The organism is Nocardia aurantia, assembly GCF_009604425.1.
GTDB classification, from domain to species: domain Bacteria; phylum Actinomycetota; class Actinomycetes; order Mycobacteriales; family Mycobacteriaceae; genus Nocardia; species Nocardia aurantia.
Genome location: NZ_WEGI01000014.1, coordinates 74,941 through 101,022, shown reverse-complemented (window position 1 = coordinate 101,022; position 26,082 = coordinate 74,941). Strand labels below are relative to the sequence as shown.

The 26,082-nt window shown below is 68.7% G+C and carries 25 protein-coding genes and 1 pseudogene; 15 read left to right on the top strand and 11 right to left on the bottom strand.

Going from position 1 to position 26,082, the window contains the following annotated elements:
• Positions 1-193 precede the first annotated feature (193 nt).
• Positions 194-1,645, top strand: a complete 1,452-nt coding sequence (locus tag NRB56_RS30200; protein ID WP_153347739.1) for a condensation domain-containing protein — start codon at positions 194-196, stop codon at positions 1,643-1,645.
• Positions 1,646-1,652: 7 nt separating this feature from the next.
• On the opposite strand, the gene NRB56_RS30195 is transcribed toward NRB56_RS30200, so the two are convergent.
• The gene (locus tag NRB56_RS30195) at positions 1,653-3,530 is read right to left on the bottom strand and encodes a Na+/H+ antiporter (protein ID WP_153347738.1); all 1,878 of its coding nucleotides are present in this window, start codon (positions 3,528-3,530) and stop codon (positions 1,653-1,655) included.
• Between the two features lie 131 nt (positions 3,531-3,661).
• On the opposite strand from NRB56_RS30195, the gene NRB56_RS30190 reads away from it, so the two are divergent.
• Complete coding sequence (locus NRB56_RS30190) at positions 3,662-4,279, top strand: hypothetical protein (protein WP_153347737.1); 618 nt, start codon at positions 3,662-3,664, stop codon at positions 4,277-4,279.
• Positions 4,280-4,448: 169 nt separating this feature from the next.
• Positions 4,449-5,909, top strand: a complete 1,461-nt coding sequence (locus NRB56_RS30185) for an FtsW/RodA/SpoVE family cell cycle protein (protein WP_194291045.1) — start codon at positions 4,449-4,451, stop codon at positions 5,907-5,909.
• A gap of 6 nt (positions 5,910-5,915) precedes the next feature.
• On the opposite strand, the gene NRB56_RS30180 is transcribed toward NRB56_RS30185, so the two are convergent.
• Positions 5,916-6,218, bottom strand: coding sequence for a hypothetical protein (locus NRB56_RS30180; protein WP_153347736.1), 303 nt, complete (start codon positions 6,216-6,218; stop codon positions 5,916-5,918).
• Between the two features lie 247 nt (positions 6,219-6,465).
• Complete coding sequence (locus NRB56_RS30175; protein ID WP_319943749.1) at positions 6,466-7,170, bottom strand: TetR/AcrR family transcriptional regulator; 705 nt, start codon at positions 7,168-7,170, stop codon at positions 6,466-6,468.
• Positions 7,171-7,224: 54 nt separating this feature from the next.
• Here NRB56_RS30175 and NRB56_RS30170 point away from each other — a divergent pair, with 54 nt between their 5' ends.
• The gene (locus tag NRB56_RS30170) at positions 7,225-8,700 is read left to right on the top strand and encodes an MFS transporter (RefSeq protein WP_319943748.1); all 1,476 of its coding nucleotides are present in this window, start codon (positions 7,225-7,227) and stop codon (positions 8,698-8,700) included.
• A gap of 109 nt (positions 8,701-8,809) precedes the next feature.
• On the opposite strand, the gene NRB56_RS30165 is transcribed toward NRB56_RS30170, so the two are convergent.
• Complete coding sequence (locus NRB56_RS30165) at positions 8,810-10,348, bottom strand: DHA2 family efflux MFS transporter permease subunit (protein WP_319943747.1); 1,539 nt, start codon at positions 10,346-10,348, stop codon at positions 8,810-8,812.
• Positions 10,349-10,523: 175 nt separating this feature from the next.
• Here NRB56_RS30165 and NRB56_RS30160 point away from each other — a divergent pair, with 175 nt between their 5' ends.
• From NRB56_RS30160 to NRB56_RS30140, 5 genes are all read left to right on the top strand, one after another.
• A complete protein-coding gene (locus NRB56_RS30160) occupies positions 10,524-10,763 on the top strand; it encodes an NfeD family protein (protein ID WP_194291044.1) in 240 nt (79 codons plus the stop codon).
• Positions 10,764-10,791: 28 nt separating this feature from the next.
• Positions 10,792-11,892, top strand: a complete 1,101-nt coding sequence (locus NRB56_RS30155; protein WP_319943746.1) for an SPFH domain-containing protein — start codon at positions 10,792-10,794, stop codon at positions 11,890-11,892.
• A 55-nt stretch (positions 11,893-11,947) separates the two neighbouring features.
• Positions 11,948-12,328, top strand: coding sequence for a cold-shock protein (locus NRB56_RS30150; protein WP_406603551.1), 381 nt, complete (start codon positions 11,948-11,950; stop codon positions 12,326-12,328).
• Positions 12,329-12,459: 131 nt separating this feature from the next.
• The gene (locus NRB56_RS30145; protein ID WP_319943744.1) at positions 12,460-13,566 is read left to right on the top strand and encodes an ATP-dependent DNA ligase; all 1,107 of its coding nucleotides are present in this window, start codon (positions 12,460-12,462) and stop codon (positions 13,564-13,566) included.
• Positions 13,563-14,624 (top strand): DNA polymerase domain-containing protein, encoded by a 1,062-nt coding sequence (locus NRB56_RS30140; protein WP_153347735.1) that lies wholly within the window; start codon positions 13,563-13,565, stop codon positions 14,622-14,624. Before NRB56_RS30145 ends, NRB56_RS30140 begins: the two co-directional genes overlap by 4 nt.
• Positions 14,625-14,826: 202 nt before the next feature.
• Here the strand turns inward: NRB56_RS30140 and NRB56_RS30135 are convergent, their stop codons facing one another.
• From NRB56_RS30135 to NRB56_RS30125, 3 genes are all read right to left on the bottom strand, one after another.
• Positions 14,827-15,489 carry a TetR/AcrR family transcriptional regulator gene (locus tag NRB56_RS30135; RefSeq protein WP_319943743.1) on the bottom strand — a complete coding sequence of 221 codons (663 nt, stop codon included), beginning with the start codon at positions 15,487-15,489 and terminating at the stop codon, positions 14,827-14,829.
• A gap of 22 nt (positions 15,490-15,511) precedes the next feature.
• Positions 15,512-16,657, bottom strand: a complete 1,146-nt coding sequence (locus NRB56_RS30130; protein ID WP_153347733.1) for an acyl-CoA dehydrogenase family protein — start codon at positions 16,655-16,657, stop codon at positions 15,512-15,514.
• 87 nt (positions 16,658-16,744) lie between these two features.
• Positions 16,745-17,437: a TetR/AcrR family transcriptional regulator gene (locus NRB56_RS30125; protein ID WP_153347732.1), complete on the bottom strand. Its 693-nt coding sequence runs from the start codon at positions 17,435-17,437 to the stop codon at positions 16,745-16,747.
• A 372-nt stretch (positions 17,438-17,809) separates the two neighbouring features.
• Between NRB56_RS30125 and NRB56_RS30120 the strand changes: the two genes are divergently transcribed.
• The 3 genes from NRB56_RS30120 (at position 17,810) to NRB56_RS30110 (ending at position 20,810) form a co-directional block, all read left to right on the top strand.
• A complete protein-coding gene (locus NRB56_RS30120; protein WP_153347731.1) occupies positions 17,810-19,270 on the top strand; it encodes an SDR family NAD(P)-dependent oxidoreductase in 1,461 nt (486 codons plus the stop codon).
• Positions 19,271-19,769: 499 nt separating this feature from the next.
• A complete protein-coding gene (locus NRB56_RS30115) occupies positions 19,770-20,417 on the top strand; it encodes an HAD family hydrolase (protein WP_153347730.1) in 648 nt (215 codons plus the stop codon).
• A gap of 21 nt (positions 20,418-20,438) precedes the next feature.
• Positions 20,439-20,810 (top strand): DUF2784 domain-containing protein, encoded by a 372-nt coding sequence (locus NRB56_RS30110; RefSeq protein ID WP_153347943.1) that lies wholly within the window; start codon positions 20,439-20,441, stop codon positions 20,808-20,810.
• A gap of 66 nt (positions 20,811-20,876) precedes the next feature.
• Here NRB56_RS30110 and NRB56_RS30105 read toward each other — a convergent pair.
• A pseudogene (locus NRB56_RS30105) lies at positions 20,877-21,481 on the bottom strand (IclR family transcriptional regulator); the annotation flags it as partial.
• Between the two features lie 305 nt (positions 21,482-21,786).
• Here NRB56_RS30105 and NRB56_RS30100 point away from each other — a divergent pair.
• Positions 21,787-22,254 carry a PPOX class F420-dependent oxidoreductase gene (locus tag NRB56_RS30100; RefSeq protein ID WP_153347729.1) on the top strand — a complete coding sequence of 156 codons (468 nt, stop codon included), beginning with the start codon at positions 21,787-21,789 and terminating at the stop codon, positions 22,252-22,254.
• A 38-nt stretch (positions 22,255-22,292) separates the two neighbouring features.
• On the opposite strand, the gene NRB56_RS30095 is transcribed toward NRB56_RS30100, so the two are convergent.
• Together NRB56_RS30095 and NRB56_RS30090 are read right to left on the bottom strand one after the other, a co-directional pair.
• Positions 22,293-22,859: a hypothetical protein gene (locus NRB56_RS30095; protein WP_153347728.1), complete on the bottom strand. Its 567-nt coding sequence runs from the start codon at positions 22,857-22,859 to the stop codon at positions 22,293-22,295.
• A 189-nt stretch (positions 22,860-23,048) separates the two neighbouring features.
• Complete coding sequence (locus tag NRB56_RS30090; RefSeq protein WP_319943741.1) at positions 23,049-23,477, bottom strand: helix-turn-helix transcriptional regulator; 429 nt, start codon at positions 23,475-23,477, stop codon at positions 23,049-23,051.
• Between the two features lie 250 nt (positions 23,478-23,727).
• Here NRB56_RS30090 and NRB56_RS30085 point away from each other — a divergent pair, with 250 nt between their 5' ends.
• The gene (locus NRB56_RS30085) at positions 23,728-24,036 is read left to right on the top strand and encodes a TetR/AcrR family transcriptional regulator (protein ID WP_153347726.1); all 309 of its coding nucleotides are present in this window, start codon (positions 23,728-23,730) and stop codon (positions 24,034-24,036) included.
• 142 nt (positions 24,037-24,178) lie between these two features.
• Positions 24,179-24,979, top strand: a complete 801-nt coding sequence (locus NRB56_RS30080) for a TetR/AcrR family transcriptional regulator (protein WP_153347942.1) — start codon at positions 24,179-24,181, stop codon at positions 24,977-24,979.
• Between the two features lie 11 nt (positions 24,980-24,990).
• On the opposite strand, the gene NRB56_RS30075 is transcribed toward NRB56_RS30080, so the two are convergent.
• A complete protein-coding gene (locus NRB56_RS30075; protein ID WP_153347725.1) occupies positions 24,991-26,001 on the bottom strand; it encodes an aromatic ring-hydroxylating oxygenase subunit alpha in 1,011 nt (336 codons plus the stop codon).
• Positions 26,002-26,082: the final 81 nt, after the last annotated feature.

The following is a 26,082-nucleotide window of genomic DNA, read 5'->3' as shown; positions in this document are numbered from 1 at the left end:
GCAGACACTAGTGAGTCGCTGTCGTTCCTGTTGCGTGCGCGCACCTGTGTCCCGGCTGTGACCTGCGGCCTGGCCGTTCGGTCCCGCCCGGCTGCTCTTGATTTGTTTGCGACCAGGTGGTAACCAAAGCGTTATACCGGAAACTTAGCTTCCGGAGCGTTGGTTGATGGCGTTGCGGTGAAGGGATCGGCACTTGTTCAACCCCAGGACGGAACTCCGCACGGGGGTTGCCACGTCCGAGCCGGCCGCGGCGGGCCCGGCGTTGGCACCGGCGCGGCCGGTACCGCTCGAACGACGGCCGCGGCCGGAGTACGTGCCGCTGGCCCCGGCGCAGGAACGGATCTGGGACGATTCGCATCGTGGCCGGTCGATGGACTGGAACATGGTGCGCGCGTACCGGATTCGGGGCATGGCCATCGATGCGGCGGCGCTGGTGGCGGCCGTCGGTGATGTCGTGGTCCGGCATCTTCCGCTGCGTACGCTGCATCCGCTGACCGAGCGCGGCGCCGCGCAGGTGGTGGTGGATGTGGTGCCCGAGGTGCGGGTGCACCGCTCGACGGAGGCCGAGCTGGCGGCGCGGCTGGCCGAATTCGCTTGTCACGACTTCGATCTGGCCACGCAGATCCCGATCCGGGCGGACGTCCATCTGCTCGGGGAGCAGGACGCGGTGCTGGCGCTGGTGGTGCATCACATCGCGTTGGACGGGGCGTCGATCCAGCCGCTGCTGCGGGATCTGGTGACGGCGTATCTGGCGCGCGCTGCCGGGCAGCCGCCGGTGTGGACGCCGCTGCCGGTGGACTATGTCGATTACACGCTGTGGAAACACGAGTCGCTGGGCGACCTCGCCGACCCGTTCAGCCGGGCCGGGCAGCAGTGGCGGTACTGGTCCAATGCGCTGGCGGGACGGCCGGGCCGGTTGCCGATGCCCTACGACCGGCCGCGGCCGCGGGAGCGCGACATCACCGGCGACAGTGTCGCGGTCGCCTTCGACGCGGAGACGCACCGGCAGTTGCTGGATCGGGCGCAGCGGTCGCGCGGCAGTCTGTTCATGGTGTTGCAGACCGCGTTCGCGCTGGCGATGGGCGCGTTCACGCAGTGCGCGGATGTGACGGTGGCGACTGCGGTCGCCGGGCGTGATCATCGGGTGCTGACCGATCTGGTCGGTAATTTCTCCGACGATGTGCTGATGCGGGTGCGGCTGGATCGCGCTCACGATGTCGACGATCTGATCGAGCAGGTGCGGCGGGTGAGCCTGGCCGGGTTCGCGCATCCGGATACGCCCAATCCGCGGTTGCTGCGCAGTCTGGCGCAGGATGCGGCGGATCCGTTGTTCCAGGCCACGCTGATCCTGCAGCGCGGGGCGGCGGAAACCGGTGACGAGCCGGACGGGTTGTCGATCACCGAGGTGCCGGCGGGCGTGCGTTTCGCCAAGCACGACTTCGAGTTCGGGCTGGCCGAGCGTTACGACGCGACCGGCGCGCCGGCCGGGATCGACGGCGGGCTGCTGTATCCGATCGCGTTGTTCGATCGCTGTACGGTGGCCGGGTTCGTGGACCGGTTCGCCGAGATCGTGAAACGGCTCGCCGACGGCTGCCACGGGCCGTTGTCGGCGTTGTCCGGCGATACCGCCGACTGGCGGCGGTAGACCCGGGTCAGCCGAGGATCTCGTCGAGGTAGCACCACCGCCACGATTCGCCGGGTTCGACGCTGCGCATCACCGGGTGGCCGGTGGTGTGGAAGTGCCCGGTGGCGTGGTTGCCCGGCGACGAGTCGCAGCAGGCGACGTGCCCACAGGTGAGGCACATGCGCAGATGTACCCAGACCAGGCCCTGGGCAACGCATTCCGCGCACAGGTCCGGGGTGTCGGGGACGCGGACCTGCACGGCCTCGCGCAGGTGCTCGCAGCCGCCGGTGGCGGGGACGGCCGCCGGGTCGGCGGCGTCGAATTCGCCGGGCTCGATGACCCGGTCGATGATGGACTCCTCCATGTCCAGTTGTGCCATCACATATTGGAGGACCTCGTGGTCGACGGTGCCGGAATCGCGGACGCGCAGCACGGTTTCGCGTTCGGCGCGCAGCATCGCCAGCCGCAGGCGCCGATATTCGCCGCTGGGGGTGACGCGCAGCGATTCCGCGCGGCCCAGTTGCTCCCAGGCCGTGTTGGCGCGGCGGGTGACCCGGTCCTCGAGGGCGGCGACGATCTCCGGCGGGGTCTCCGGGGCGATCTCGGTCTGCAGGGCGGCCAGGCCCGCGGTGGTGGCCTGCTGCAACAGGTTCGCGCTCTGCAGGGCGTCCTCCGCGCGGCTGGGGCCGCGCAATCGCAGCAGCCGGATCAGCCACGGCAGTGAGATGCCCTGCATCAACAGGGTGCCGCCGACGATGACCAGGGCCAGCAGTTTCAGGGTGGCCAGTTGCGGGGTGCTCTCGGGGAGCAGCAGGGCGCCGGCGAGGGTGACCACGCCGCGCATGCCCGCCCACGACACGACCGCCGGGGCCGTCCACGCCGGAGCGGGTTTGCCGCGCGGGCGTGATTCGACGAACCAGGCGAAGTAGGTGGACGGGAAGCACCAGATCGGGCGGGCGAGGATGACGGTGGCCAGCACCGCCAGGCAGGTGATCAGGAGGGTGGTGTGCGATAGTCCGCCGTGCCAGGCGTCTTCGAGGATGTGCCGTACCTGCAGCCCCATCAGGAAGAACACCGCGTTCTCCAGGATGAACTGGATGGTGCGCCAGTTGGTGCGTTCGGCGACCCGGGAGGCGGCGGTCTGCCAGACCGGTGCGCCCTGGCCGAGGATCAGGCCGCACACCACTCCGGCGATCACGCCGGAGGCATGCACGCCCTCGGCGGGCAGGTACGCCGCGAACGGCGCGACCAGCGACACACTGGTGTCGAGGACGGGGTCGACGATGCGCAGCCGCAGCACGGCCAGCACTCCGGCGGCGACGGCGCCGATGGCCGCGCCGCCGACGGTGGCCCAGACGAAGTTCGCGCCCGCTTCCCAGATGCTGAACGCGCCCGCGGACGCGGCGACCGCGGTGCGCAGTGCGACCAGCGCGGTCGCGTCGTTGAACAGGGCCTCGCCCTCGAGCAGGGTGACGATGCGCCGCGGCATGCCGACGCGGCGGGCGATCGCGGTGGCCGCCACCGAATCCGGCGGCGAGACCACCGCGCCGATGGCGACCGCGGTCGCGAACGGCACCCCCAGCATCCGCCACACGACCACCGCGACGGCGAACGTGGTGAACAGCACCAGCCCCACCGACAGCAACGCGATGGACAGTTTCTTGGGCCGGAACTCCACCAGGGAGGTGCCGATCGCGGCGGTGTACACCAGCGGCGGCAGCAGGCCCAGGATCACGATCTCCGGGTTGATGTCGACGCGCGGCACCATCGGTATGTAGGACGCGGCCACGCCCGCGACGGTCAGCAACAACGGTTCGGCCACACCCATGCGGCGCGCCAGCGCGGCCAGCGCCACGGCCACCGCGACCAGCACCACCAGCCCGACTGCGATCTCCACCCGACTCATCGTGCCAGCGCGAGCGGCCGTGAGCACAATCGCGGCCACCATCACACACCCGTTCCACGATCACAGGTGTGTCCTGGCCACCACGCCGAATCACGGTGCGGCCACGAGCCGGTCACGGATAAGATCACGACATGTCGCCCACCGTCCCCGAGCTCGAGACCCGCGTCGCCGCGCTGGAGGCCGATCGCGCGCAGACCACCGCGGCGCTGACCGCGATCGCCGCGACGACGGCCCGCACCGGCGAGCAGGCGGACCGCATCGTCGCACAGCTGGACCGCCACGAGCAGCGGTTCGACGCTGTCGACGCACGGTTCGACGGGATCGACCGCCGTTTCGCCGAGACCGATGAACGCACGGAACGCCGCATCGCGGAGTCGAACGCGCACGTGGACAAACATTTCGCGGCAACCGACGAGCGGGCGCAGCGCTGGATCGCGGAGTCGAACGCGCGACTGGACGAGCGTTTCACCGAGACCGATGCGCGCGCGGATCGGCGGATCGCCGAGTTGAACGAGCGGATGGACAAGCGTTTCGCCGAGTCGGAGGCCCAGTTCACCGATCGGTTCCGGCAGCTGATGACGGCGATCAACGCGCTCGGCAGCCAGTCCCGGGAACGCCAGGACCAGCAGGATCTGCGTATTTCGCGGGTCGAACAGCAGGTCCTGGCCGCCGATGCCCGCAGCCGGTCGGTGGAGGAGAGTCTGGCCGAGATCCGGGATCTGCTGGTTCGGGCTCTCGACCGCGGATGAGCCGCCCGGACCACTTCGCCGCATCGGCTGCGACACGGCAGTCGGTGCAGCGGCCGGACCGATCGCGAACCGACCGGTCCGCCCAGGTCGGAACAGGGGCCGAGGGCGCAGGTCGGGCCGTCGCGGTGGGGTCGGCGGTGCATGTCACTCATATCGGGCACGCATACTGATGGGCGTGAGCGCGTTTCGGGACAGTTCGTCGTCGGGGCCGATCGGGCCCATCTCCGGTCCGATCGGCAGGCCGCGGCCGCGCCGCAGCGAGCTGGTGCTGTGCATCGCCGCGGTGGCGCTGGTGGCGATCGCGGGGCTGGGGATGTCGTCGGCGACCGGGGGCACGGGGTCGCTGCGGTGGTCGCTGACGGTGTTCGCGGTGCTGGTGCTGCTGGCGCATGTGGCGGTGCGGGTGCTGGCGCCGAAGGCGGATCCGGTGATCCTGCCGTGCGTGGTGCTGCTCAACGGGCTGGGCCTGGTTCTCATCGATCGGCTGGATCGGGCGGAGGCGGCCACGGCGGCGGCGATGGGCCGGGCGGCGCCGTCCTCGGACGCCGCGCACCAGCTGGTGTGGACCGCGGCGGGAATCGCGTTGTTCGCGCTGCTGCTGGCGATTGTCCGCAATCACGGGCAACCGGCGAAGTACGCCTACACCTGCGGTCTGGCGGGCCTGGTGCTGTTGCTGATCCCGGCGGTGCTGCCGTCGCGGTTCAGTGAGGTCAACGGCGGTAAGAGCTGGATCCTGTTCAGCGGCTTCTCGATTCAGCCGGGCGAGTTCGCGAAGGTGCTGCTGCTGATCTTCTTCGCGGCGTTCCTGGTCAGCAACCGGGAGCTGTTCACGATCGCCGGGAAACGGGTGTTCGGTTTCACGGTGCCGCGGCTGCGGGATCTGGGCCCGCTGCTGCTGGTCACGTTCGTGTCGGTGCTGGTGCTGGTGTACGAGAAGAATCTCGGTTTCTCGCTGCTGGTGTTCGGTACCGTGCTGGCGATGGTGTACATCGCCACCGGTCGCGCGTCGTGGCTGCTGATCGGCATCGCGATGTTCGCCGTCGGCGCGGTGATCGCCTACAACCGGTTCGGGCATGTGCGGGTGCGGGTGCAGGTGTGGGAGGACCCGTTCGCCACCTATTACACGAACGGCTACCAGATCGCGCAGGCGCTGTTCGGGCTGGGCACCGGTGGCCTGCTGGGGGCGGGGCTCGGCGGGGGCCGGCCGCAGGAGGTGCCGTTCGCGAAGACGGACTTCATCATCTCCAGCATCGGCGAGGAGCTGGGACTGGTCGGGCTGACGGCGATCATCCTGCTGTTCGCGATGATCACCTTCCGTGGTTTCACCGCGGCGCTGGCGACCCGGGACGCGTTCGGCAAACTGCTCGGTGGCGGGCTGGCGTTCTCGCTGGGGTGGCAGTTGTTCGTGGTGGTCGGCGGTGTCACGAAACTGATCCCGCTGACCGGCCTCACGACGCCGTTCATGTCCTACGGTGGTTCGTCGCTGCTGGCGAACTACATCATCATCGCGTTGCTGATGCGGATCTCGCACGACGCGCGCACGGTGGCCGCGCCCGCGCCGCCGCCGCAGCCGCCGATCGCCGAGGCGATGACCGAGCACATCAAGCAGTCGCCGACCCGCCGCGGCTGACGGCGGTCAGTGGCCGGTTCCCCCGCGCCACAACAGATTTCCGGTGGTCAGCGCGATGCAGTCGTCGTAGTCGGCGTCACTGAGCTGATCGCAGTCGACCAGTCCGTCGCCGTCGGCCTGTTCGATCGCCGGTGGCGGTTCCGCGGGGCGGTCGGCCGGCGAGCCGGTGGCGACGGCGCCGGCGATCGTGGCGCAGGCGAGGACGGCGACGGTGGCCGCCGCGGATCGCGCGCCGCCGCGGTCGATCCACTGCCGCATCGTGGTGGCGGGCGATGACGTGCCCCGTCGCGGGACGGCGACGACGGCCATGGAACCACTCCTTCATCGGGTCGCGCCCGCTTCGCGTGCGGGCACCCGTACCCGCCGGGCCGCGCGACGACCGGCACTGTCCAGCGTCACCCCGGCCGGGCGCGCGGTCAAACGATCCGTACGGATTTCACATCGTTGTTCCCGGCCGGCCACACGCGGTAACGCGATCGCCGAGTGCGGACCGGTGGACGCGCCGGGCGGGGTTGCGGCGAGTGCGGGGTCGCGTCCCCGGAGGGGGCCTCCGGTGTCACGGTGCCGGGAGCCGGGCGGCGAGTCCGTCGAGGACGCACAGCAGCCCGAAGTCGAAGGCGACCGCGTAGCCGGTGTTCATGTCGGTGTAGCGGGTGGCGCGGTAGTCGGCGAGCAGTTCCGGGTAGCCGGCGGCGAGCCGGTCGGCGGAGTCGACGGCGGTGTCGAGGGTCCAGTCGCCGTCGGGGCCGGTCATCCTGCGGGCGCTGATCTCCGGGATGACCTGGCCCAGAACGAAACTCATGACGGTGCCGCCGGCGAGGTAGATGTCGGTGCCGGTGAACCCGGCCCGGGTGAAGGTGCGCCGCAGCCGTTCCATCAGGGCGAAAGCGTGCGGGCCGACGCTGGGAAACTGCCCGACCACGGTCGCCACCCAGGGATGGGTGAGGACGGTGTCGCGCATGCTGTAGGCGAAGGTGGTGGCGGCCTCGCGCCAGCTCGCCTGTTCGGGGTCGGGCACCTCGACCAGGGCCCAGATCTCGTCGAGGGTCAGTTCGAGCAGTTCGTCCTTGTTCGCGACGTGCCAGTAGAGGCTGGTGGCGCCGGCGCCGAGCCTGCTGCCGAGTTTGCGCATGCTCAGCTGGTCCAGGCCCTCGGCGTCGAGCAGTTCGATGGCGGCGGCGACGATCTGCTCGCGGCGCAGCCCGGCGTTTTTCGGCTGCCGGGGTTCGCGGGTCCACACGGAGGAGAACGGCCTGGTCACCTCGAGAACTCTAATTCACTGGCACACCGTTCGATTTCATCGTACGGTGTGCGAGTGGAATCGAACACTGTACGAGAAGCGGGTGACGGCGTCGCCCGTGACCCGCGCCGCTGGTGGATCCTGGGGGTCCTCTGCCTGTCCCTGCTGGTGCTGATGATCGACGGCACCGTCCTCAACCTCGCCATTCCGTCGCTGATCCGCGAACTGCACGCCACCCCGCAGGACGTGCAGTGGATCCTCGACGCCTACGTCCTCGTCTTCGCCGGACTGCTGCTGACCGCGGGCAGCCTCTCCGACCGGTTCGGCCGCCGCCGCGCCCTGATCACCGGACTGACCCTGTTCGGCCTGGCGTCGCTGGCCGCCGTCCTCGCCGACGCGCCCTGGCAGGTGGTCGGCGCCCGCGCCCTGATGGGCGTCGGCGGTTCCCTGCTGATGCCGTCGACCCTGTCGATCCTGATGACCACCTTCGACGACACCGAACGCCGCAAGGCGATGGCGGCCTGGTCCACGGTGGCGATGGTCGGCGTCGTCCTGGGCCCCACCCTGGGCGGGCTGCTGCTGCAGCACTTCTGGTGGGGTTCGGTGTTCCTGCTGAACATCCCGGTGGCGGTGCTGGCCGTCGTGGCCGCGGTGACACTGATGCCGGAGACCTACGGCAGCCGCCGGCCCGTCGACGCGATCGGGGTGCTGCTGTCGATCGTGACGCTCACGGCCACGGTGTACGTGATCATTGCGCGGCAGTGGAACATTCCCGTGATCGCGCTGGCGATCGGGTCCGCCGCCGCGTTCGCCTGGTGCGAGTACCGGTCACCGCATCCGATGCTGCCCCTGGGCGTGTTCCGCAGCCGCGACTTCACCGGCACCTGCCTGACGCTGCTGCTGATGGTGTTCGGCATGGGCGCGGTCCTGCTGATGCTCACCCAGTATCTGCAGTTCGTCCTCGGCTACGGCCCGATGCGCGCGGGCCTGGCGCTGCTGCCGTACGCGATGTCGGCGGCGCTGTGCAACGGACTGGGCGCCACCCTCGGCAGGACGCTGAGCAACAAGACACTCATCGTGTCCGGGCTGCTGGTGATGGGCGCCGCGTTCGTGGTGCTGGCTCAGGCCGGCAACTACGCGTGGGTGCTGGCCGCCATGCTGGTCATGGGCATCGGCGGCGGCCTGGCCGGTCCCGCGGCCTACGCGGCGATCATGGGCGCGATCCCGCTCGAGCACGCCGGGGTCGGCTCGGCGATGAACGACACCCTCCAGCAGGTCGGGATGGCGATCAGCATCGCGGTCCTCGGCAGCGTCCTGGCCGGGGTGTTCACCGCGCGCATGCCCGGCGACGTCCCGGCCGCGGCACGGGAGTCGATCGGCGCGGCGTTCGCCCTCGGCTACGCGGCGCCGGCGCGGGCGGCGTTCACCAGCGCCATGGCCGCCGGATCGTGGATCAGCGCCGGATTCAGCGTCGCCGCCGCGGCACTGGGCCTGGTCCTGCTGCGCGACCGAGCACCGGCGGACCGGCCCGGCACCACCGCGGTGTCCTGACCCGGACGGGCCGGCCAGGCCGGCGCCATCGTGGCGTCCTGACCGAGAAAACGCGAACGCCGCCCGGGCGCAACGGTTTCCACCGTGGCCCGGGCGGCGTCCGGATATCTCAGTGCCCCATCATGACCGGCGCGTCGGCGGCGTCGACCGGCTGCGACTTCTTGCGCGGCAGGAAGAACGCCGGGATCAGCGTGCACGCCACCAGCACCACCGCGAGGATGTAGGTGTGCCCGAACGCACGGGCGGCCTGTTCGAAGCCCTCCGACAACAGATTCGGCGGAATGTGCGCCTTGATCGAGGGATCGAACCACGAGGCGATCGCCGGGCGCGCGTACTGCTCGTTCTTCAGCAGCGTGGTCAGCACCATCGACATCAGCGCGGTGCCGATCGAGCCGGCGGTCTGGTTGACGATGTTCATCAGCGTCGAACCGCGGGCCACCTGCTGATGGGTCAGCGTCTGGATCGCGGCGGTCATCGTCGGCATCATCGTCCAGCCCATGCCCATGCCGACCACGAACAGCACCACGCACAGCTGCCAGAACGGCGTGTCGGCGTGCAGGAACATGAAGAACGACATGCCGACCGTGATCACCGCCAGGCCCGTCATCACGATGCGGCCGGGACCGATCTTGTCGACCAGCCGCCCGCCGATCGGGACGGTGAGCATCGCGCCGAGACCCTGCGGCGCCACCAGCAGACCCGCGTGCAGCGGCGATTCACCGCGCACCTGCTGCAGATAGCTGGGCAGCAGCAGCATGCCGCCGAAGAACGCGATCGCGAACAGCAGCATCGTCACCGACGCCGCCCGCAGGCTCGGATTCTTGAACAGCCGCAGGTCGATCAGCGGATGCTCGGTGCGCATCGCGTGGAACACGAACGCCACCATCAGCACGATGCCGACCGCCGCCGGGATCAGCACCCGCGCGGCGAGCACGGTCTGCTTCTCCGGGATCGAGGAGACACCGAACAGGAACAGCGCCAGGCCCGGCGAGGCCAGCAGCATGCCGAGGAAGTCGAAGGACTCCGAGGGCTGCGGGTTGTCCGGCTTCAGCACCAGGAACGCCGACACCAGCGCGACGATGCCGATCGGCAGGTTGATGAGGAAGATCCAGTGCCAGCTCAAGTTATCGATCAGCAGGCCACCGAGGATCGGGCCGCCGATCGGGCCCAGCAGCATCGGGACGCCGAGCACGGCCATCACCCGGCCCATGCGCTGCGGACCGGCCGCGTGCGTCATGATCGTCATGCTCAACGGCATCAGCATGCCGCCGCCGAGACCCTGCAGCACCCGGAAGCTGATCAGCATCCCGATGTTGGTCGCGGTGCTGCACAGCAGCGAGCCGGCCACGAAGAAGATCAGCGCCGCCATGTAGAGGCGTTTGGTGCCGAACCGGTCGGCGGCCCAGCCCGTCAGCGGGATGACGGTGGCCAGGGCCAGCGTGTAGCCGGTCATCGTCCAGGCGACGATCGCGTAGCTGGCGTCGAATTCGTGCTGGAAGGTGGGCAGCGCGACGTTCACGACAGTGACGTCGAGGATCGACATGATCGCGCCGAGCACCACGACGCCGGCGGTTTTCAGCACCGCCGCGTCCAGCTTGTCGGATGACGGGTCCGATTGCGCCGTCTGGGTATCCGGAGGAGGGGTCACCGCTTAAGCCTCCCATGTTCGCAGCCGGATGACCAGCTTGTTTTACACGAGGTGACAGCTATTGTTCAGCAATTGTGGCCCGGCGTCGAACCCCGCCCGCACCCGGCCCCCGGCGTAGGCTCGGGGCCCACCGTTCGCCCGGGATTTTCCCCTGGCACGCAAGGAGATCCACGCGATGACCGACCCGGTGCACGGAATGACCGGTACGCTCACATCGCCGATCCGTGGCGCAGGAATGCTCGGGGAGGTCCTGGTCGCGATTCGAGGGGGAACGGAAATCTACATCGCACGGTCCGATGAACCGCTGGCCGCCGGCACCACCGTACTGGTCGTGCAGGTGAACCCGGGCCGCATCGTCGACGTAGTGCCCTGGATACCGCTCGATCCCGAGCCGGGTGGGAAAACAACCACGTAACCAACAGAATAACAAGGAGACAGACATCGTGCTGGGCTATCACGTGCCCGAGCCCGACGAGGCCATGCTGGTCAGCGGCGGCCGCGCGCGGGACAACGCACCGTTTCGGGTCGTCATCGGCCGCGGCACCTGGGTCATGCCGCTGTTCCGCAAAGTCCGCTACTTGTCGCTGGCCATGTTCGAGGCCGAGATCGGCGAACGCTGCGTCACCAAACAGGCCGTGCAACTCGACGTCCGGGCCGTCATCGCCTTCAAGGTCGCCAACGACACCGTCTCGATCGTCAATGCGGCACAACGGTTCCTGTCCGAACAGGAAAAAGAGATGTCGGTCCTCACCGGCCGCATCTTCTCCGGCCATCTGCGATCCATCGTCGGCTCCATGACCGTCGAGGAGATCATCCGCGAACGCCAGAAACTCGCCGACGAGGTCCTCGTCGCCTCCAAGGTCGAGATGAGCAACATCGGCCTGTGGGTCGACTCGTTCCAGATCCAGTCCATCGACGACGGCAACCTCGGCTACATCACCGCACTCGCCGCCCCGCACAACGCGGCCGTCCAGCGCGACGCCCAGATCGCCCAGGCCGCCGCCTCCCAGGAATCCGCCGCCGCCGAACAGGAATCGCTGCGCAAACGCGCGGAATACCAGCGGCAGACCGCGATCCTGCAGGCCGAATACCAGCGCGACATCGACAAGGCGAAAGCCGAAGCGGCACAAGCCGGTCCGCTCGCCGAGGCGATCGCGCTGCAGGAGGTGCTCACCGCCCAGGCCGAACGCGCCCGCAAACAGGCCCAGCTGCGCGAACAACAACTGCAGACCGAGGTCGTCAAACCCGCCCAGGCCGAGGCCGAACGAGTCCGCATCCTCGCCCAGGCCGAGGCCGACCGCACCCGCATCCAGGCCGAGGCCGCCTCCTCCAACAACCGGATCGCGCTGGACCAGTTGCTGATCGAGCAACTGCCGGAGATCGTGAAACAGGCCGCCGGCGGGTTGTCCGGCGCCAACCTCACCGTCCTCAACGGCCCCGACGGCGTCGGCGAGATCATCAACGGGATGGTGGGCCAGGGACTCACGGTGTTCAATTCGCTGCAGAAGGCCCTTTCCCCGGTCGACGAACGCGACGCCGGATAAAGTGCTGACAAGGGACGGCTACGAGGAGCAGGTGTAGGTGGCTATCGGGAAATTGGTGTCCTTCGATAGTTCGCGGGGGTTCGGATTCATCCGCCCGGACGACGGCGGGCCCGACGTGTTCGTACATGTGAACGACATCGGACTGGACGAGGACGAGTTGCGGCAAGGACGGGTGTTCGAATTCGAGGTGACCGAGGGCGACCGCGGACCCAAAGCGGTCAACCTCACCCTGGCCGCGGGCCAGCCGCCCACCCCGCCACGGCACAACAACCGCGGCCGCGAACGCGCCGCCGGTCAACTCACCACCGCCGAGCACAAACGGTTGATCACCGAATTGTTGCTCGACGCCAGCCCCGCCCTCACCGCCGGGGAAATCCTCACCATCCGGGACCGGCTGACGGCATTCGCCGACCAGCACGGGTGGCTGGAGAACTGACCGGGGATACGATCTCGATCGGACGCCGCGGGCGATGAATTCCACCCGCCCGCGTCGTCTGCCGTGTGTGCCGTAGCCGACCTGCGGCACACACCGCAGCCGGTACGCGGAACCGACCCGAGGAGGATCGCGTGGACCTGCCCGTCATGCCACCGGTGAAACCGATGCTGGCGAAATCGGCCTCGGCGCTGCCACAGGACCCGGACCTCTACTACGAACCGAAATGGGACGGCTTCCGCTGCATCGTCTTCCGCGACGGCCCCGACATCGAACTCGGCTCCCGCAACGACCGCCCCCTCACCCGCTACTTCCCCGAACTGGTCGACCTGCTCGCCACCGCCCTCCCGGCGAAATGCGTCGTCGACGGTGAGATCGTCGTCGTCACCGACCGCGGCCTCGACTTCGACACCCTGCAGAACCGCCTGCACCCCGCCGCCTCCCGGGTGCGCAAACTCGCCGCCGAGACCCCCGCCAGCTTCGTCGCCTTCGACCTGCTCGCCCTCGGCGACCGCGACCTCACCGCGGAACCCTTCCACGAACGCCGCCGCATCCTCGAGACCCTCCTCGAATCCGCCCCCGGCCGCACCCACCTCACCCCCCTCACCTCCGACCCCGGCACCGCCCGGGACTGGTTCACCCGCTTCGAGGGCGCAGGCTTCGACGGCGTCATGGTCAAATCGAAGGACCTGCCCTACCTGCAGGACAAACGCGTCATGATCAAGGTCAAACACGAACGCACCGCCGACTGCGTCGTCGCCGGATTCCGCCGGCACAAGGACGGCGAAGGCGTCGGCTCCCTGCTGCTGGGCCTGTTCGACGACGCCGGCCGCCTGCACCACGTCGGCGTCGCCGCCAGCTTCACCGCCGCCCGCCGCAAGGAACTGGTCACCGAACTGGAACCGCTGCGCGCCGGCGCCCTCGACAACCACCCCTGGCGCGAATGGGCCGACGCTGCCGCGGCGAGCCGCGCCAACACCACCGCCCAAGCCCGCGCCGACGGCCGGATGCCCGGCGGCATCAGCCGCTGGACCGGCACCAAGGACCTGTCCTGGGAACCCCTGCGCCCCGAACTGGTCGCCGAGGTCCGCTACGAACACGTCCAGGCCGGCCGACTACGCCACGGCGGCCGCCTGGTCCGCTTCCGCGACGACCGCACCCCCGACTCCTGCACCTACGCCCAGCTCGACGAGGTCGCCCCCGCCGAACTCGCCGACATCTTCGCCGAGGCCGCCCGATGACCAGCGAGAAACTCGACCTCGACATCGACGGCCGGACCGTCACCATCAGCAATCCGGGCAAGATCTACTTCGGCACCCGCGGCGAGACCAAACTCGACCTCGTCCGCTACTACCAGGCCGTCGCCGAACCCCTGCTGCGCACCACCCGCGACCGCCCGGTCCTGCTCGAGCGCTACCCCGACGGCGCCGGCGGCAAATCCTGGTTCCAGAAACGCGTCCCCAAATCCGTCCCCGACTGGCTGCGAACCACCGTCGTCTCCACCCCCAACGGCACCACCAGCGACGCCCTCGTCGCCGCCGACCTCGCCCACCTGCTGTGGGCAGTCAATTTGGGTTGCCTAGGTTTTCATGTCTGGCCCACCCACGCCGGCGCCGACGCCGAGAGCACCGCCCCACCCGTCCACGACGCCGCGGGCGCCCTACTGCCACCCACCGGCGTCACCGACGAACTGCGCATCGACCTCGACCCGTCACCGGGCATCGACTTCGACGACCTCCGCGCCGCCGCACTCGCCACCCGCGACCTGTGCCGCGAACTCGACATCGACGTCCGGGTCAAGACCTCCGGCTCCCGCGGCCTGCACATCTACGCCCTGCTGCAACCGCACTGGGACGGCTACCAGGTCCGCGCCGCCGCCGTCGCGCTGGCCCGCGAACTCGAACGCCGCCACCCCGACACCATCACCGCCGCCTGGTGGAAGGAGGAGCGCGGCCGGCGCGTCTTCGTCGACTACAACCAGAACGCGCCACACCGCACCGTCTTCGGCGCCTGGTGCGTCCGCCCCAAAGCCGGCGGACAGGTCTCCACCCCCGTCGCCTGGGACGACCTCGCCGACATCGTGCCCGGCGACCTCACCCTCGCCACCGTCCCCGGCCGCCTCGCCGCCCTCGGCGACCCGTGGGCCGACCGCACCCCGCAATCCCTGGAACCACTGCTCGAGATGTCGCGCAAGGACCTCGCCGCGGGCCTCATGGACGCCCCCTGGCCGCCGGTCTACCCGAAGATGCCCGGCGAACCACCCCGGGTCGCCCCCAGCCGCGCCCGCAAAGAGGACTGAACCCCCGCCACCTGGACCCTTGACCGGCAACCCGCCGGGAGTAAACTCGTAGCTACACCGGAACACCGGATCACGCCCCGAACATCCGCAGAGACGTCTGCCGACGTGACGAGACGGGATCGCAGGCTCCGGCCAGGCCCCCGGCAAGCCGGTCGGACACCGGAACCACAGCGACGACTGTGATTTACGGCAACGGCGAAGGCTACCGGGGACTGCGCTGTCCGGGCCCGGTCGCGGCCCCCGGCCCCTCGATCCGCGGGAACGACTCCGTGATCAACGCCATCAGCATGTCCACCAGCAGGCCGTGCACCTGCTCCCGGCTCAGACTGCCCCGCGAAATCCATTCCCGCCCAGCGGCTTTCACCATGCCACCGTAGGCCCGCACCAGGCCGCGCAACTGGTCACCGTGCCGCGACTGCTCCAGCCCGACCATCCGCAGCATCCGATCCGCGGCCACATCGTCGGCCTCGTCCAGCATGCGCTGCACCTCCGGATCGTCACCGATCCCCTCGTGCCCGGTCACCTTCACCCACGTACTGCCGTGCGCGGCGATGGTGTCCAGCAGCCAGGAGACACTCGCCTCCACCCGGTCCCGCATCGAACCGGACGCCACCACCATGGCCTCCTCGCGCGGCAATGTCACCATCCGCCGCACCACCGCCAGATACAGATCGCGCTTGTTCCCGAAATAGTGATTGATCAACCCGCGCGCCACCCCGGCCCGCTGCGCCAGCTCGGCCGTCGACACCGCCGCGTAGGGGCGCTCACCGAACATCTCGATCGCACACGCCAGAATCTGGGCACGACGCGCGTCCGGCTCGAGCCGCCGGCGGGCCGGCGGCTCGGCGGCGGGCACCGAGACCACAGGTGCGGGCCGGGCAGGGGAATCAGAGCGACCGGGCGACAAGATCCTTCATCACTTCGTTGGAGCCGGCGAGGATACGCAGCACCCGAGCCCCGGTGTACAGCTGGGAGATCGGGTACTCCGTCATGTATCCATAACCGCCGAACAGTTGCAGACAGCGGTCCACCACGATACCCAATTGATCGGTGAGCCAGTATTTCGCCATTGCGGCCGTAGGGATGTCGAGTTCGCCACGCAGATGCCGGACGATCGCGTCGTCGAGGAAGGTGCGGCTCACCCGCGCGATCGTCGCGCACTCCGCGAGCTCGAACTTGGTGTTCTGCATCGCGAACAACGGCTTGCCGAACGCCTGCCGGCCCTTGGTGTAGTCGACGGTCAGCGCGACCGCCTTCTCCATCATGCCCACCGCCATGATCGCCGTCACCAGCCGCTCCTGGGCCAGCATCTGCATCATCTGATAGAAGCCCTGCCCCTCGGCCTGACCCAGCAGATTCGACGCCGGCACCCGCAACCCGTCGAAGAACAGCTCCGCGGTGTCCTGCCCCTTGCCGCCGATCTTCGACAGGATCCGGCCGCGGGTGAAACCCGGTGTGCCGTCACCGACTTCGGCGAAGATCAGCGACACCCCCGCCGCCCCCTGCGCCGGATCGGTCTTCGCCGCGATGATGATGCCGTCGCACAGCCAGCCGTTGGAGATGAAGATCTTCGACCCGGTGATGACGTACTCGTCGCCCTCGCGGACCGCGCGGGTGGAGATGTTCTGCAGATCCGACCCCGTGCCCGGCTCGGTCATCCCGATCGACAACACCATCGCACCGCTCGCGGCCGATGGCAGCACCCGCCGCTTCAGCTCCTCGGACCCGAAGTGGTACAGGTACGGCGCGATGATCGACGAGTGCACGGGCATGCCCAGCGCGCCGTCACCCGCGTTCACCTGCTCCTCGATGATCGCCGCCTCGTGCGCGAAAGTGCCACCGCCACCGCCGAATTCGACCGGAATCGCCGCACAGAGCAGACCGAGCTCCCCGGCGCGCCGATACAGCTCCCGATCGGGATGACCCTGTTCGACGAACCTCTCCTCGTGCGGGACGACCTCCTTGTCGAAGAACGTCCGCGCCAGCCCCCGGACGGCCTCGACCTCGTCGTCGCTCCATGCCGCGCGCGCCATCGCAGTACCTCACCTCTCGCACCGGCCCGATACCGGCCTTCCGGCCCCAGCCTGTACCGCTATTGGCGCAATGTCAACAAGTGCGGGTCAGTCCTCCGCGCGAATCCGGTTCATCTCGGCCAGGGTCGCGAAGACCGGCACCCGCGGATCCGCCACGACACCCTGCCGCCGCAGGAAACCGTCGATCAGCCCCCACACCAGTTCCGTTGCCTGCCCTACGAACTCGTCCACCGAATGCTCCGGGCGCGCCAGCCACAGATCCGTCACCGCCAGCACCACACCCACCACCGCCCGAGCCAGATAGTCGATCCCACCGGTCTCGACGGCCACCGCCTCCGCCACCGCGCGCGCCAGCTTCTCGAACCGCCGCGCCACATCCCTGCCCAGCTCGAACTGCAACACCGAACCGTCCGGCCCGGCCGGCACCGGCGTCAGCGCCAGGAACCGGAACACGTTGGGATGCGCCAGGATTCCCGCGGCATACCCGCCCAGCACCCGCTGCAACGCCGACCGCGGTGGCTGCAACAGCACCGTCATGTCCTCACCGGTCGCGGCGAACGCGTTGCGCGACATCCGTTCCGCGATCCCGGTATACAGATCGGCCTTGTCCGCGAACTGCCGATACAGCCGTGGCTTGGTGATACCGGCCTCGCGGGCGATGTCGTCCATGCTCGGCCGCGGCCCGGCACGGTCGATCACCCGCACGGCTGCCTCGACGATCTCGTCGCGGGTGATCCGGGGCGTCCCGGATCGGATGGTGGGCACGATGCTCGACTCCATGAATACGTCAATAATTCCCGCTGGAAGCATATACGTACCCCCGGTACGTATATGCCGCGATCGCGGATTTCCGGCCCTCCGGCCATGCGCCGACACCCCCATTTGTGAGCGACCGCATAGCGCGAAATTTGCCGATACCCGGTCGTGCAACCACCGGTATCGGCTAACGTACCGGCAGTACGACTCGGCGTGACCAGCGGCCCAACCGCCCTCGTCCGGTCGCGCGCACACCGCGCGCAGGGCCCGAAGGCCGAGGGGTCGGGCCCTGCGCGGTGGATACGCGGCCACCGTGTGCCGGAGCACAGCACCGGCGATGCGACAATGGTGCGAGCCCACCTGTCCGTCTCGCACGAAGGATTGACCCGCAGCACGATGGCCGACCACGACCCGATCACGAGCGACACCGCTGTGCCGGCCATCGACCCCGACGAACTCGCCGTCTGCCTACGCGTGCTCGACCAGGCCGCGCAGCTCGACAAGGAGCACCCCGACTCCCTCGCCGTGCAGCGCGCCGTCGGCTACATGTTCAAGACGCTGAAGCGCCGCCGCCGGGTCGAATCCCGCGACCGGATCGCCGCCGCCGACCGGGCCGTACTCGCGGCCACCGCCACCGCCTCCCCGAACCGCATCGACGACGAGACCGCGGGCGTCCCGATCTCCTCCGCCACCGCCGACGGCAGTGCCGGCACCTTCCTCCGGGCCCGGCCCTGCTACATCTGCAAGCAGCGCTACACCCGCGTCGACGCGTTCTACCACCAGCTGTGCCCGGAGTGCGCCGCCAAGAGCCACGCCAAACGCGACGCCCGCACCGACCTCGCCGGCCGGCGCGCATTGCTGACCGGCGGCCGCGCCAAGATCGGCATGTACATCGCGCTGCGGCTGCTGCGCGACGGCGCCCACACCACCATCACCACCCGCTTCCCCAACGACGCGATCCGGCGGTTCAAGGCGCAACCCGACAGCGCCGACTGGATCCACCGGCTGCGGATCGTCGGCATCGACCTCCGCGATCCCGCCCAAGTCGTCGCGCTCGCCGACGACGTGGCCGCCCGCGGCCCGCTCGACATCCTGATCAACAACGCCGCCCAAACCGTCCGGCGCTCCACCGGCGCCTACAGCGCGCTGGTCGACGCCGAGTCCGGTCCACTGCCCGCCGGCGTGCTGCCCGAGAGCCTGAACTTCGGCAAGACCACCCAGGCGCATCCGACCGCACTCACCGCCTCACTGACCCCGACGCTGTCCGCCGCCGCCATCACCGAACTCGCGCTCGTCGCCGGATCCGCGACCCCGGAACGCATCTCCGCCGGTATCGCCATCGACGCCGGCGGCCTGGTCCCCGACCTCGCGCACAGCAACAGCTGGGTACAGACCGTCGCCGAGGTCGACCCGACCGAACTGCTGGAAGTGCAGCTGTGCAACTCGGTCGCGCCGTTCATCCTGATCTCGCGCCTGCGACCCGCGATGGCCGCCGCACCCGCTCGCCGCAAGTACGTCGTCAACGTCTCGGCGATGGAAGGCGTCTTCAGCCGCGGCTACAAAGGCCCCGGGCATCCGCACACGAACATGGCCAAGGCCGCGCTGAACATGCTGACCCGCACCAGCGCCCGCGACATGTACGAGAACGATCGCATCCTCATGACCGCCGTCGACACCGGCTGGATCACCGACGAGCGCCCGCACTACACCAAGATCCGCCTGGCCGACGAGGGCTTCCATGCCCCACTCGACCTCGTCGACGGCGCCGCCCGGGTCTACGACCCGATCGTCCGTGGCGAAGCGGGCGACGACCTCCACGGCTGCTTCCTCAAGGACTACGAACCCGCCAACTGGTGAGTCGCCGGGCCCTCTCCTCTTTGCTTCTTTTCGGTGAGCTGGTTCTGCGGTGCGACACTCGAACCGGCGCAAAACATAGATAGATGCGCATATGTTTGTACCGGTATTTTTCAAATGCGCATACGGATGGCGGGTGGCCTGGGCCTCCATTCCGGCGGCATAGCGGGATCGGCATCGCCCGCGGATCGCGGCTCCCCTGCCGGCGTTTGCCGGTGCAGCATCCGGTGCGCTGTTCTTCTTTGTCGCTCAGCACGATTCGCCACCCGCTCCCCCAATCCCGGGGGCGACACGTGGCACCTGTTCTGATAGATGCCTGGATGCGCATATCCGGGTATCGGTATCGAAAATGCGCGACTACGCCGACCGATTTCCACGAGCTTGTGACCGATCACGAGCACGGTTGCGGCGCTGCATGTTTCGACGCGAAAGCGGGCGCCGGATGAGGGGCGGTGCGGAAACGGGTTATGGCAGTGGATCGTTCGCGCCTAGGGTGGAGATCATGATCGAAGCCGTGGTTTTCGACGTCGGAGAGACGCTGGTCGACGAGACCGGGCGGTACCAGAATTGGGCCGATTGGATCGGCGTACCGCGACTCACACTGATGGCCACGCTCGGCGCCGCAATCGCGAGCGGGCGGGAGTGGACCGACGCGATGCGCCTGTTCCGGCCCGAGTTCGACGTGCGGCGCGATGCCGAATTACTCGCGGCCGCAGGCTATCCCGACGGCTTCACCGAGGCGGACCTGTATCCGGACGTGCGACGCGCGCTGGAACAACTGCGGGCCCGCGGGCTGTGGATCGGCATCGTCGGCAACCAGCCGGCCCGCACCACGCCGATCCTGCACGCGATGAACCTGCCCGTCGACTACATCGCCACCTCCGACGAATGGGGATTGCGCAAGCCCGATCCGGAGTTCTTCCACCGCGTCGCCTCGATCGCGCCGTGTTCCCGCGACCGATTGCTGTACGTCGGCGATCGGGTGGACAACGACGTGGTGCCGGCGAAGGAGACCGGCCTGCGCGCCGCATTCCTGGTGCGCGGGCCCTGGGCCTGGATCCAGCGGGACTCCCCCGCCGCCGGGCGCGCGGACTGGCGCATCTCCACCCTCGCCGAGCTGCCTGCCCTGCTCGACGCCGACGCCGCGTGAGCCGCCTACCCTGGAAGGGTGATGTACCGCCTGCTCGCGGACGCCACCGCCGGGGTGCATTTCCTCTTCGTCGCCTATCTGGTGGTCGGCGGATTCCTCGCATGCCGCTGGCGCTGGACCATCTGGACCCACGTCGTGGCGGTGGTGTGGGGGTTCAGCACCGTGCTGTTCGGATTCGTCTGCCCGCTCACCGAGCTGGAGAACTGGTCGCGGCGGCGCGCGGGTGAGGCCGGGCTGCCGCCTTCGGGATTCATCGATCACTACATCACCGGTGTGCTGTACCCGCGTAGTGCGCTGGAGCTGGTCCGGGTGCTGGTGATGCTCGTCGTTCTGACATCGTGGGTGCTCTACCTCAGGTTTTATCGCCATCAGCGAGTGCCGTCGGTCCAGTGACCCATGCAGTGGAGACTACGATCGTCCAGCCGACAGGAGATGGCCCGGCAATGCTCCCCCGATTCGTCAGCCCATCAGTGATGGCGCCGACACATTCGGCATGACGCGGCGGGCCAGGATGGAGGCGACTCCCGCGGCTGCGGCCTGGACGGGAGTGGCGTGGGATTCGGGGCGGAAGCGGGTGGCCGGGCCGGTGACGGAGACGGCGGCGACGGGCTCGGTGCCGTCGAGAATGGCAGCGGCGAGACAGACTATGCCGGGGGCGGATTCCTCGTATTCGTAGGCGACGCCCTGGTCTAGGACATTGTCCAGTTGGGTGCGCAGCAAACCGGGGGCGACGATGGTACGGGGGGTCCGGCGTGGCAGCGGGCCGGTGAGGATGCGGTCGATGGTGGCGGGGTCGGAGTGGGCGAGTAGAGCTTTGCCGATCGCGGTGCAGTACAACGGCATTCGGCCGCCGACGCGGGATGGGGAGCGGGCCTGGCGGTGGCCGCCGAGTTTGCTGATGTAGACGACCTCGTCGCCGTCGCGGACGCCGAGATGGACGGTTTCGCCGGTGCGGGTGTAGAGGTCTGGAGGAACGGGACAGCGACTTCGAGGAGGGTGCGTTCGGCGGCGGCGCGCATGCCGAGTTCGAACAGGCCGCGACCGAGGCGGTAGTCGTCGGGGGTGGCGGGCGGCGGTCCCCGCTGATGCGGTGCACCGTCGCCTTCGGGTCACCACCGGGCAGGCGTGGAAATGATCACGAATACCGAGCACCACCCGCCCAGTGCGGCCGTTCCCGCAGGAGCGGGGATTCGGGATCTTGTATCCGCGCAGTGCGCCGGAACTCGTTCGGGTGCCGGTGGTGATCGTGGTCGTGTGTTCGAGTGAGTGGGTAGCGAAATAGGCGGGTGACATGATCACTGGCGTTGTGAGCAGCGTGTAGGACCAGCGGCCGGATCGAGACCGATATCTGTAGAGAGGTAGCAATCGCATGCCCCGTCATATCGCCACCAACACTGCCGTCGACCTCGACGGCCTGCTCGACTTCGTGCGGCCCCGCCACCGTGCGCTGCTGCTCACCCACCGGCGCGACGAGTCTCCGCAGATGTCGCCACTGACCTGCGGTGTGGACGATGCCGGCCGCCTCGTCGCCTCCACGTACCCCGAACGAGCCAAGACCCGCAATGCTCGCCGCAATCCCACGGTCAGCCTGCTGGTCCTCTCCGACGAGTGGAACGGCCCCTGGGTGCAGGTCGACGGTGAAGCCGAAGTCCTCGACATCCCCGACTCCGTCGAGCCCCTCGTCGAGTACTACCGCAACATCGCCGGCGAACATCCGGACTGGGACGAATACCGCGCCGCGATGATCGCTCAGGGCAAATCGCTCATCCGCATCACTCCCCGCCGGTGGGGGCCCATCGCCACCGGAGGTTTCCCGGCCCGCCTCGGACCGGCCTGATGACCACGGGTTTCGCCGGGGGTGGCGTCGGCCGCGTGTCAGAGGTCCCGTAGGCCGCGGGTGCGTTCGGTTCGGGCGAATTCGGCGGCGATGCCGAGGGTGTCGGTCTGTCCGGGTGGGACCGGGTAGAGCAGCCATGCCCACGGTGCTTTCACCAGCAGCCTCTGTCCCTGGGCGTCCGGGATGGTTTCCGGCAGCCTGGTGGCGGTGTCGCGGCCGTGCAGCAGCCTGCCACCGTGGATCCAGTGCATGAGGTGCGCGGCGGCGCCGTCTGCGGAGACGAACTTGTCCTCACAGGTCGTGATATCGATGCCGTCGACGGTGCGGCGCTTCCTCTTCGCCCCGATGGTACGGAACTCGGCCCACGCCCACGACCATTCCTGCACCGGCAACTGCGGGTGCCAATGCACGGTGACCCGGCGCGAACTCGTTGCGCTGCGGTCGATCACGCGATTCTCGACCACGATCGCGGTCACGACGAACACCAGAATCACGATGATCGCGAGCGCCACGCTGCCGGTCTTCTCGGCGAGGAAGCCTCCCACGGCGAGAGGTGCGAAACACATGAACAGTCGCCAGGTTCCGCGTTTGAACGATATCGGCACGTCCCACCCCTTCGATCGTCGATCTTGCCGTCGATCGTATCCAGGCGCCCGCGAATCTCGCTGCGGCAGTGCGCGGCTCGTGTGCGCGCCGAACCGGGCGGGGACGGACCGGCGCGGCGGTCCGGCGGCTTCCGGACGCCGTCCGAGGACTGCCTGCGGCACCGCATCTGAGGCAGTTCGGACCACTGGTTACAGCCGGACCGGCGACGCGGCGTAGTCGGCGAGGGTCCGGTGGGGCGGGCAGCCGTAGCGGCGGCGGTAGGCGGCGGCGAACCGGCCCGAGTGGGTGAACATCCAGCGGGCCGCGATGGCGGTGACGGTGTCGTGGCCCGGTGTGGCGGCGGCGAGGTCGTCGTGGGCTCGTTGCAACCGGATCCCGCGCAGATACTGCAGCGGGGTCGTGTCGTAGGTGCGGCGGAAACCGTACTGCAGGGTTCGGACCCCCACCCCGGCGTGCTCGGACAACTCGGCCACGGTGATCGGCTGGTCGGCGTGCGTGTGCAGATACTGCACCGCGCGCCGCAGCGCCGGGCCGGACGCCACCGCGGACTCATCGCGCTCGTCACCCGGAATATGCCCGGTCCAGCTGTCTTCGGCCTGCGGTGTGCCGCTGCCCACGATGTGTCGTCTCCCTCCGGGCACCGGATGCGCCTCGCGAGCGGATACCCCCATCCGTGCACAGAACACTCCCCTCGCGGCGCCGGATCCGACCGGGGCCGCTGGACTCGCACCGTCGTCGAACTCACCGAGGTCAACGGCCCGATCCGGTTCGACCGCCGCCGCCCGGCGGAGCGCGGCCGGCGCCGGGCGCTCTTGAAACGCGGCCTTGTAGGCACAGTGGAGCGGCCGGGTGAGGACGGACCCCGCGATGATCGAGCCCTCGGCACGGATACGGCCGGGTAATCCCGCGGAGGCTCGCACCACTTCGCAACGCGCTCGTCGTGCGCGCATCATCGATGCGGCGATACCGCTCCTCACCGAGCGCGAATTCGATCAGATTCAGATTCGCGAAGTCGCCGACGGCGCGGATGTCGCATTGACCACCGTCTACCGATATTTTCCGTCCAAAGAATTACTCTTTGCCCCTCATTCTGATCACCTCCCTACTGGGCGGACAGCTCAGCAGATGGTCGCGCGGGAAGCTGACACTCGAGGATGTTCTGCGCAGCATCGATGACGCGGTTTCGGTGATCTTCCGGAATACCCGCCATCTCGGTCGTTGCTAGTACAGTTATTCTTACTGTTGCTGATTCGAGGACGATGGTCGAGGCCGGGGCGGCGTCGACCGGTTCGACGACATTTCGACGGAGGTGATCGCCCTGACGAAGCGGGCAGCCGCAGCGAGACGGCCGCGGCGTGAGCGTGGTTCCCTCAATCCCGAGGACATCATCGACAGCGCGTTCGAACTCGCCGAAGAGGTGTCGCTGGACAAACTGAGCATGCCGATGCTGAGCACGCGTCTCGATGTGGGAGTGACCAGCATCTACTGGTATTTCCGCAGGAAGGAGGATCTGCTCAATGCCATGACCGACCGGGCGCTGCACCAGTACGCCAATATTGTCACGCCCCTGGTCGAGCCCGGCGATTGGCAGACTTCGCTGCGGGAGCTCGCGCGGACGATGCGTACCACGTTCCTGGGCAATCCGATCCTCTGCGACCTGATACTCTTCCGCTCCGCGTTGAGCCCCACGGCCGCCGACCTGGGTGCCCGGCACACCGAGCAGGTGATCGCCGGACTGGTCGAGGCGGGTATGCCGCTGCGCGATGCCGTCGACACATATTCGGCGATCCAGTTGCACGTGCACGGCTCGGTGGTGCTGCGCCGCATCTACGACAAGAACAAGGAGTCGAAACCGGAGGCTCCCGCCTATTATGAGAACCTGACCATCTCGGTCGCCACCACGCCACTGCTCGCGGAAGCGACGTCGATGGGAATGCGCAGCGGCGCACCGGACGACCACAATTTCGAATACAGCCTGGACCGCATTCTGCGCAGTGCCGCCGAAACCCTTGTTCAAGCGGATGCCGACCGCGCTCAGGTCGCGGGCGCCGGCCAGCGTGAGTCCGATGACACCGCCCTTGGCGGCCGCGTACGCGGACTGACCGATCTGCCCCTCTAGCCCGCGGGCGATCACGTCGATCCGGTGTGACCGGGGGGCGGGACGTCGTAGAACTGGGCGGCCCAGCGGCGCAGGGATCGGTAGGGGGCGGCGTCCCTCGGCGAGAGCGGCGGGTGTTCGACGTATTTCTGGTACCGCCAGATGTCCAGGTCCTCCCAGACCGTGACCAGGAACTTCCGCTCCACCAGGGTCCGGACCTCCGGCGGCGGCACCTCGGAATCGTCGCCTGGATTCCGCGGCCACCAGATCGAATAGAACAGGTCGGAACATTCGTCGTCCACCGGGGTGGTGGCGAAGATCAGCCGGTGCCGCGCCGAGCCCTCGAAGGCGCTGATCGAGCCGCCGAGCCCGAACATCTGCGCGTGGATCTTCATGGCCATCTCGTCCGGATCGCCGGAGCGCGCGTCGGGCCAGCCGGTCAGGAAGTTCCAGGTGTGGCCGGCCGCGCGGTAGTCCAGCATCCGCGGCGTGACGGTCGCGCCGTGCACATGTTCGAAATGCAAACTGTCCGGGCCGTTTTCGAGGACCACCTGCGGATGCACCGGTTCGCGCTCCGTCTTGCGGGAGAACTCCGGGAAGGGGCGGTAGTAGGCGCCGGGGTCGGCGCCCAACTCGGGGAACAGCCGCAGGATGTCGGGCATCTCCCAGCCGGGTGGCGCACCGTCGGGCTGATGCCACATGAACACGCAGCCGTTCTGCTCGTGCACCGGGTACACCCGAAGGCGCAGACCACGATTGACGCGATCCTCCCCCGGGATGTGCCGATTGCGGCCGTCCGGACCCCAGCGCCAGCCGTGGAACGGACACACGACACAGTCACCGATCACCTTGCCGCCGTGGCCGATATGCGCGCCGAGATGTTTGCAGTGTCCGGTCAGGATATGCAGTTCGCCGGATTCGGCGCGGTACGCGACCAGGTCCGCGCCGAAATAGCGTAGCGGCCGCGCCTCGCCGCGCGGGAACTCCGCCGACCAGCCGACCATGAACCACCCGGTGACCTTCCAGGTGAAGGGAACCTCCATGCGACACCTCCGGATATCGCTTGCTGCAACGGATTCCGTCAGCTCACCTGCGGTCCGGCCGCGGGGCGAGGGTGGGTACCG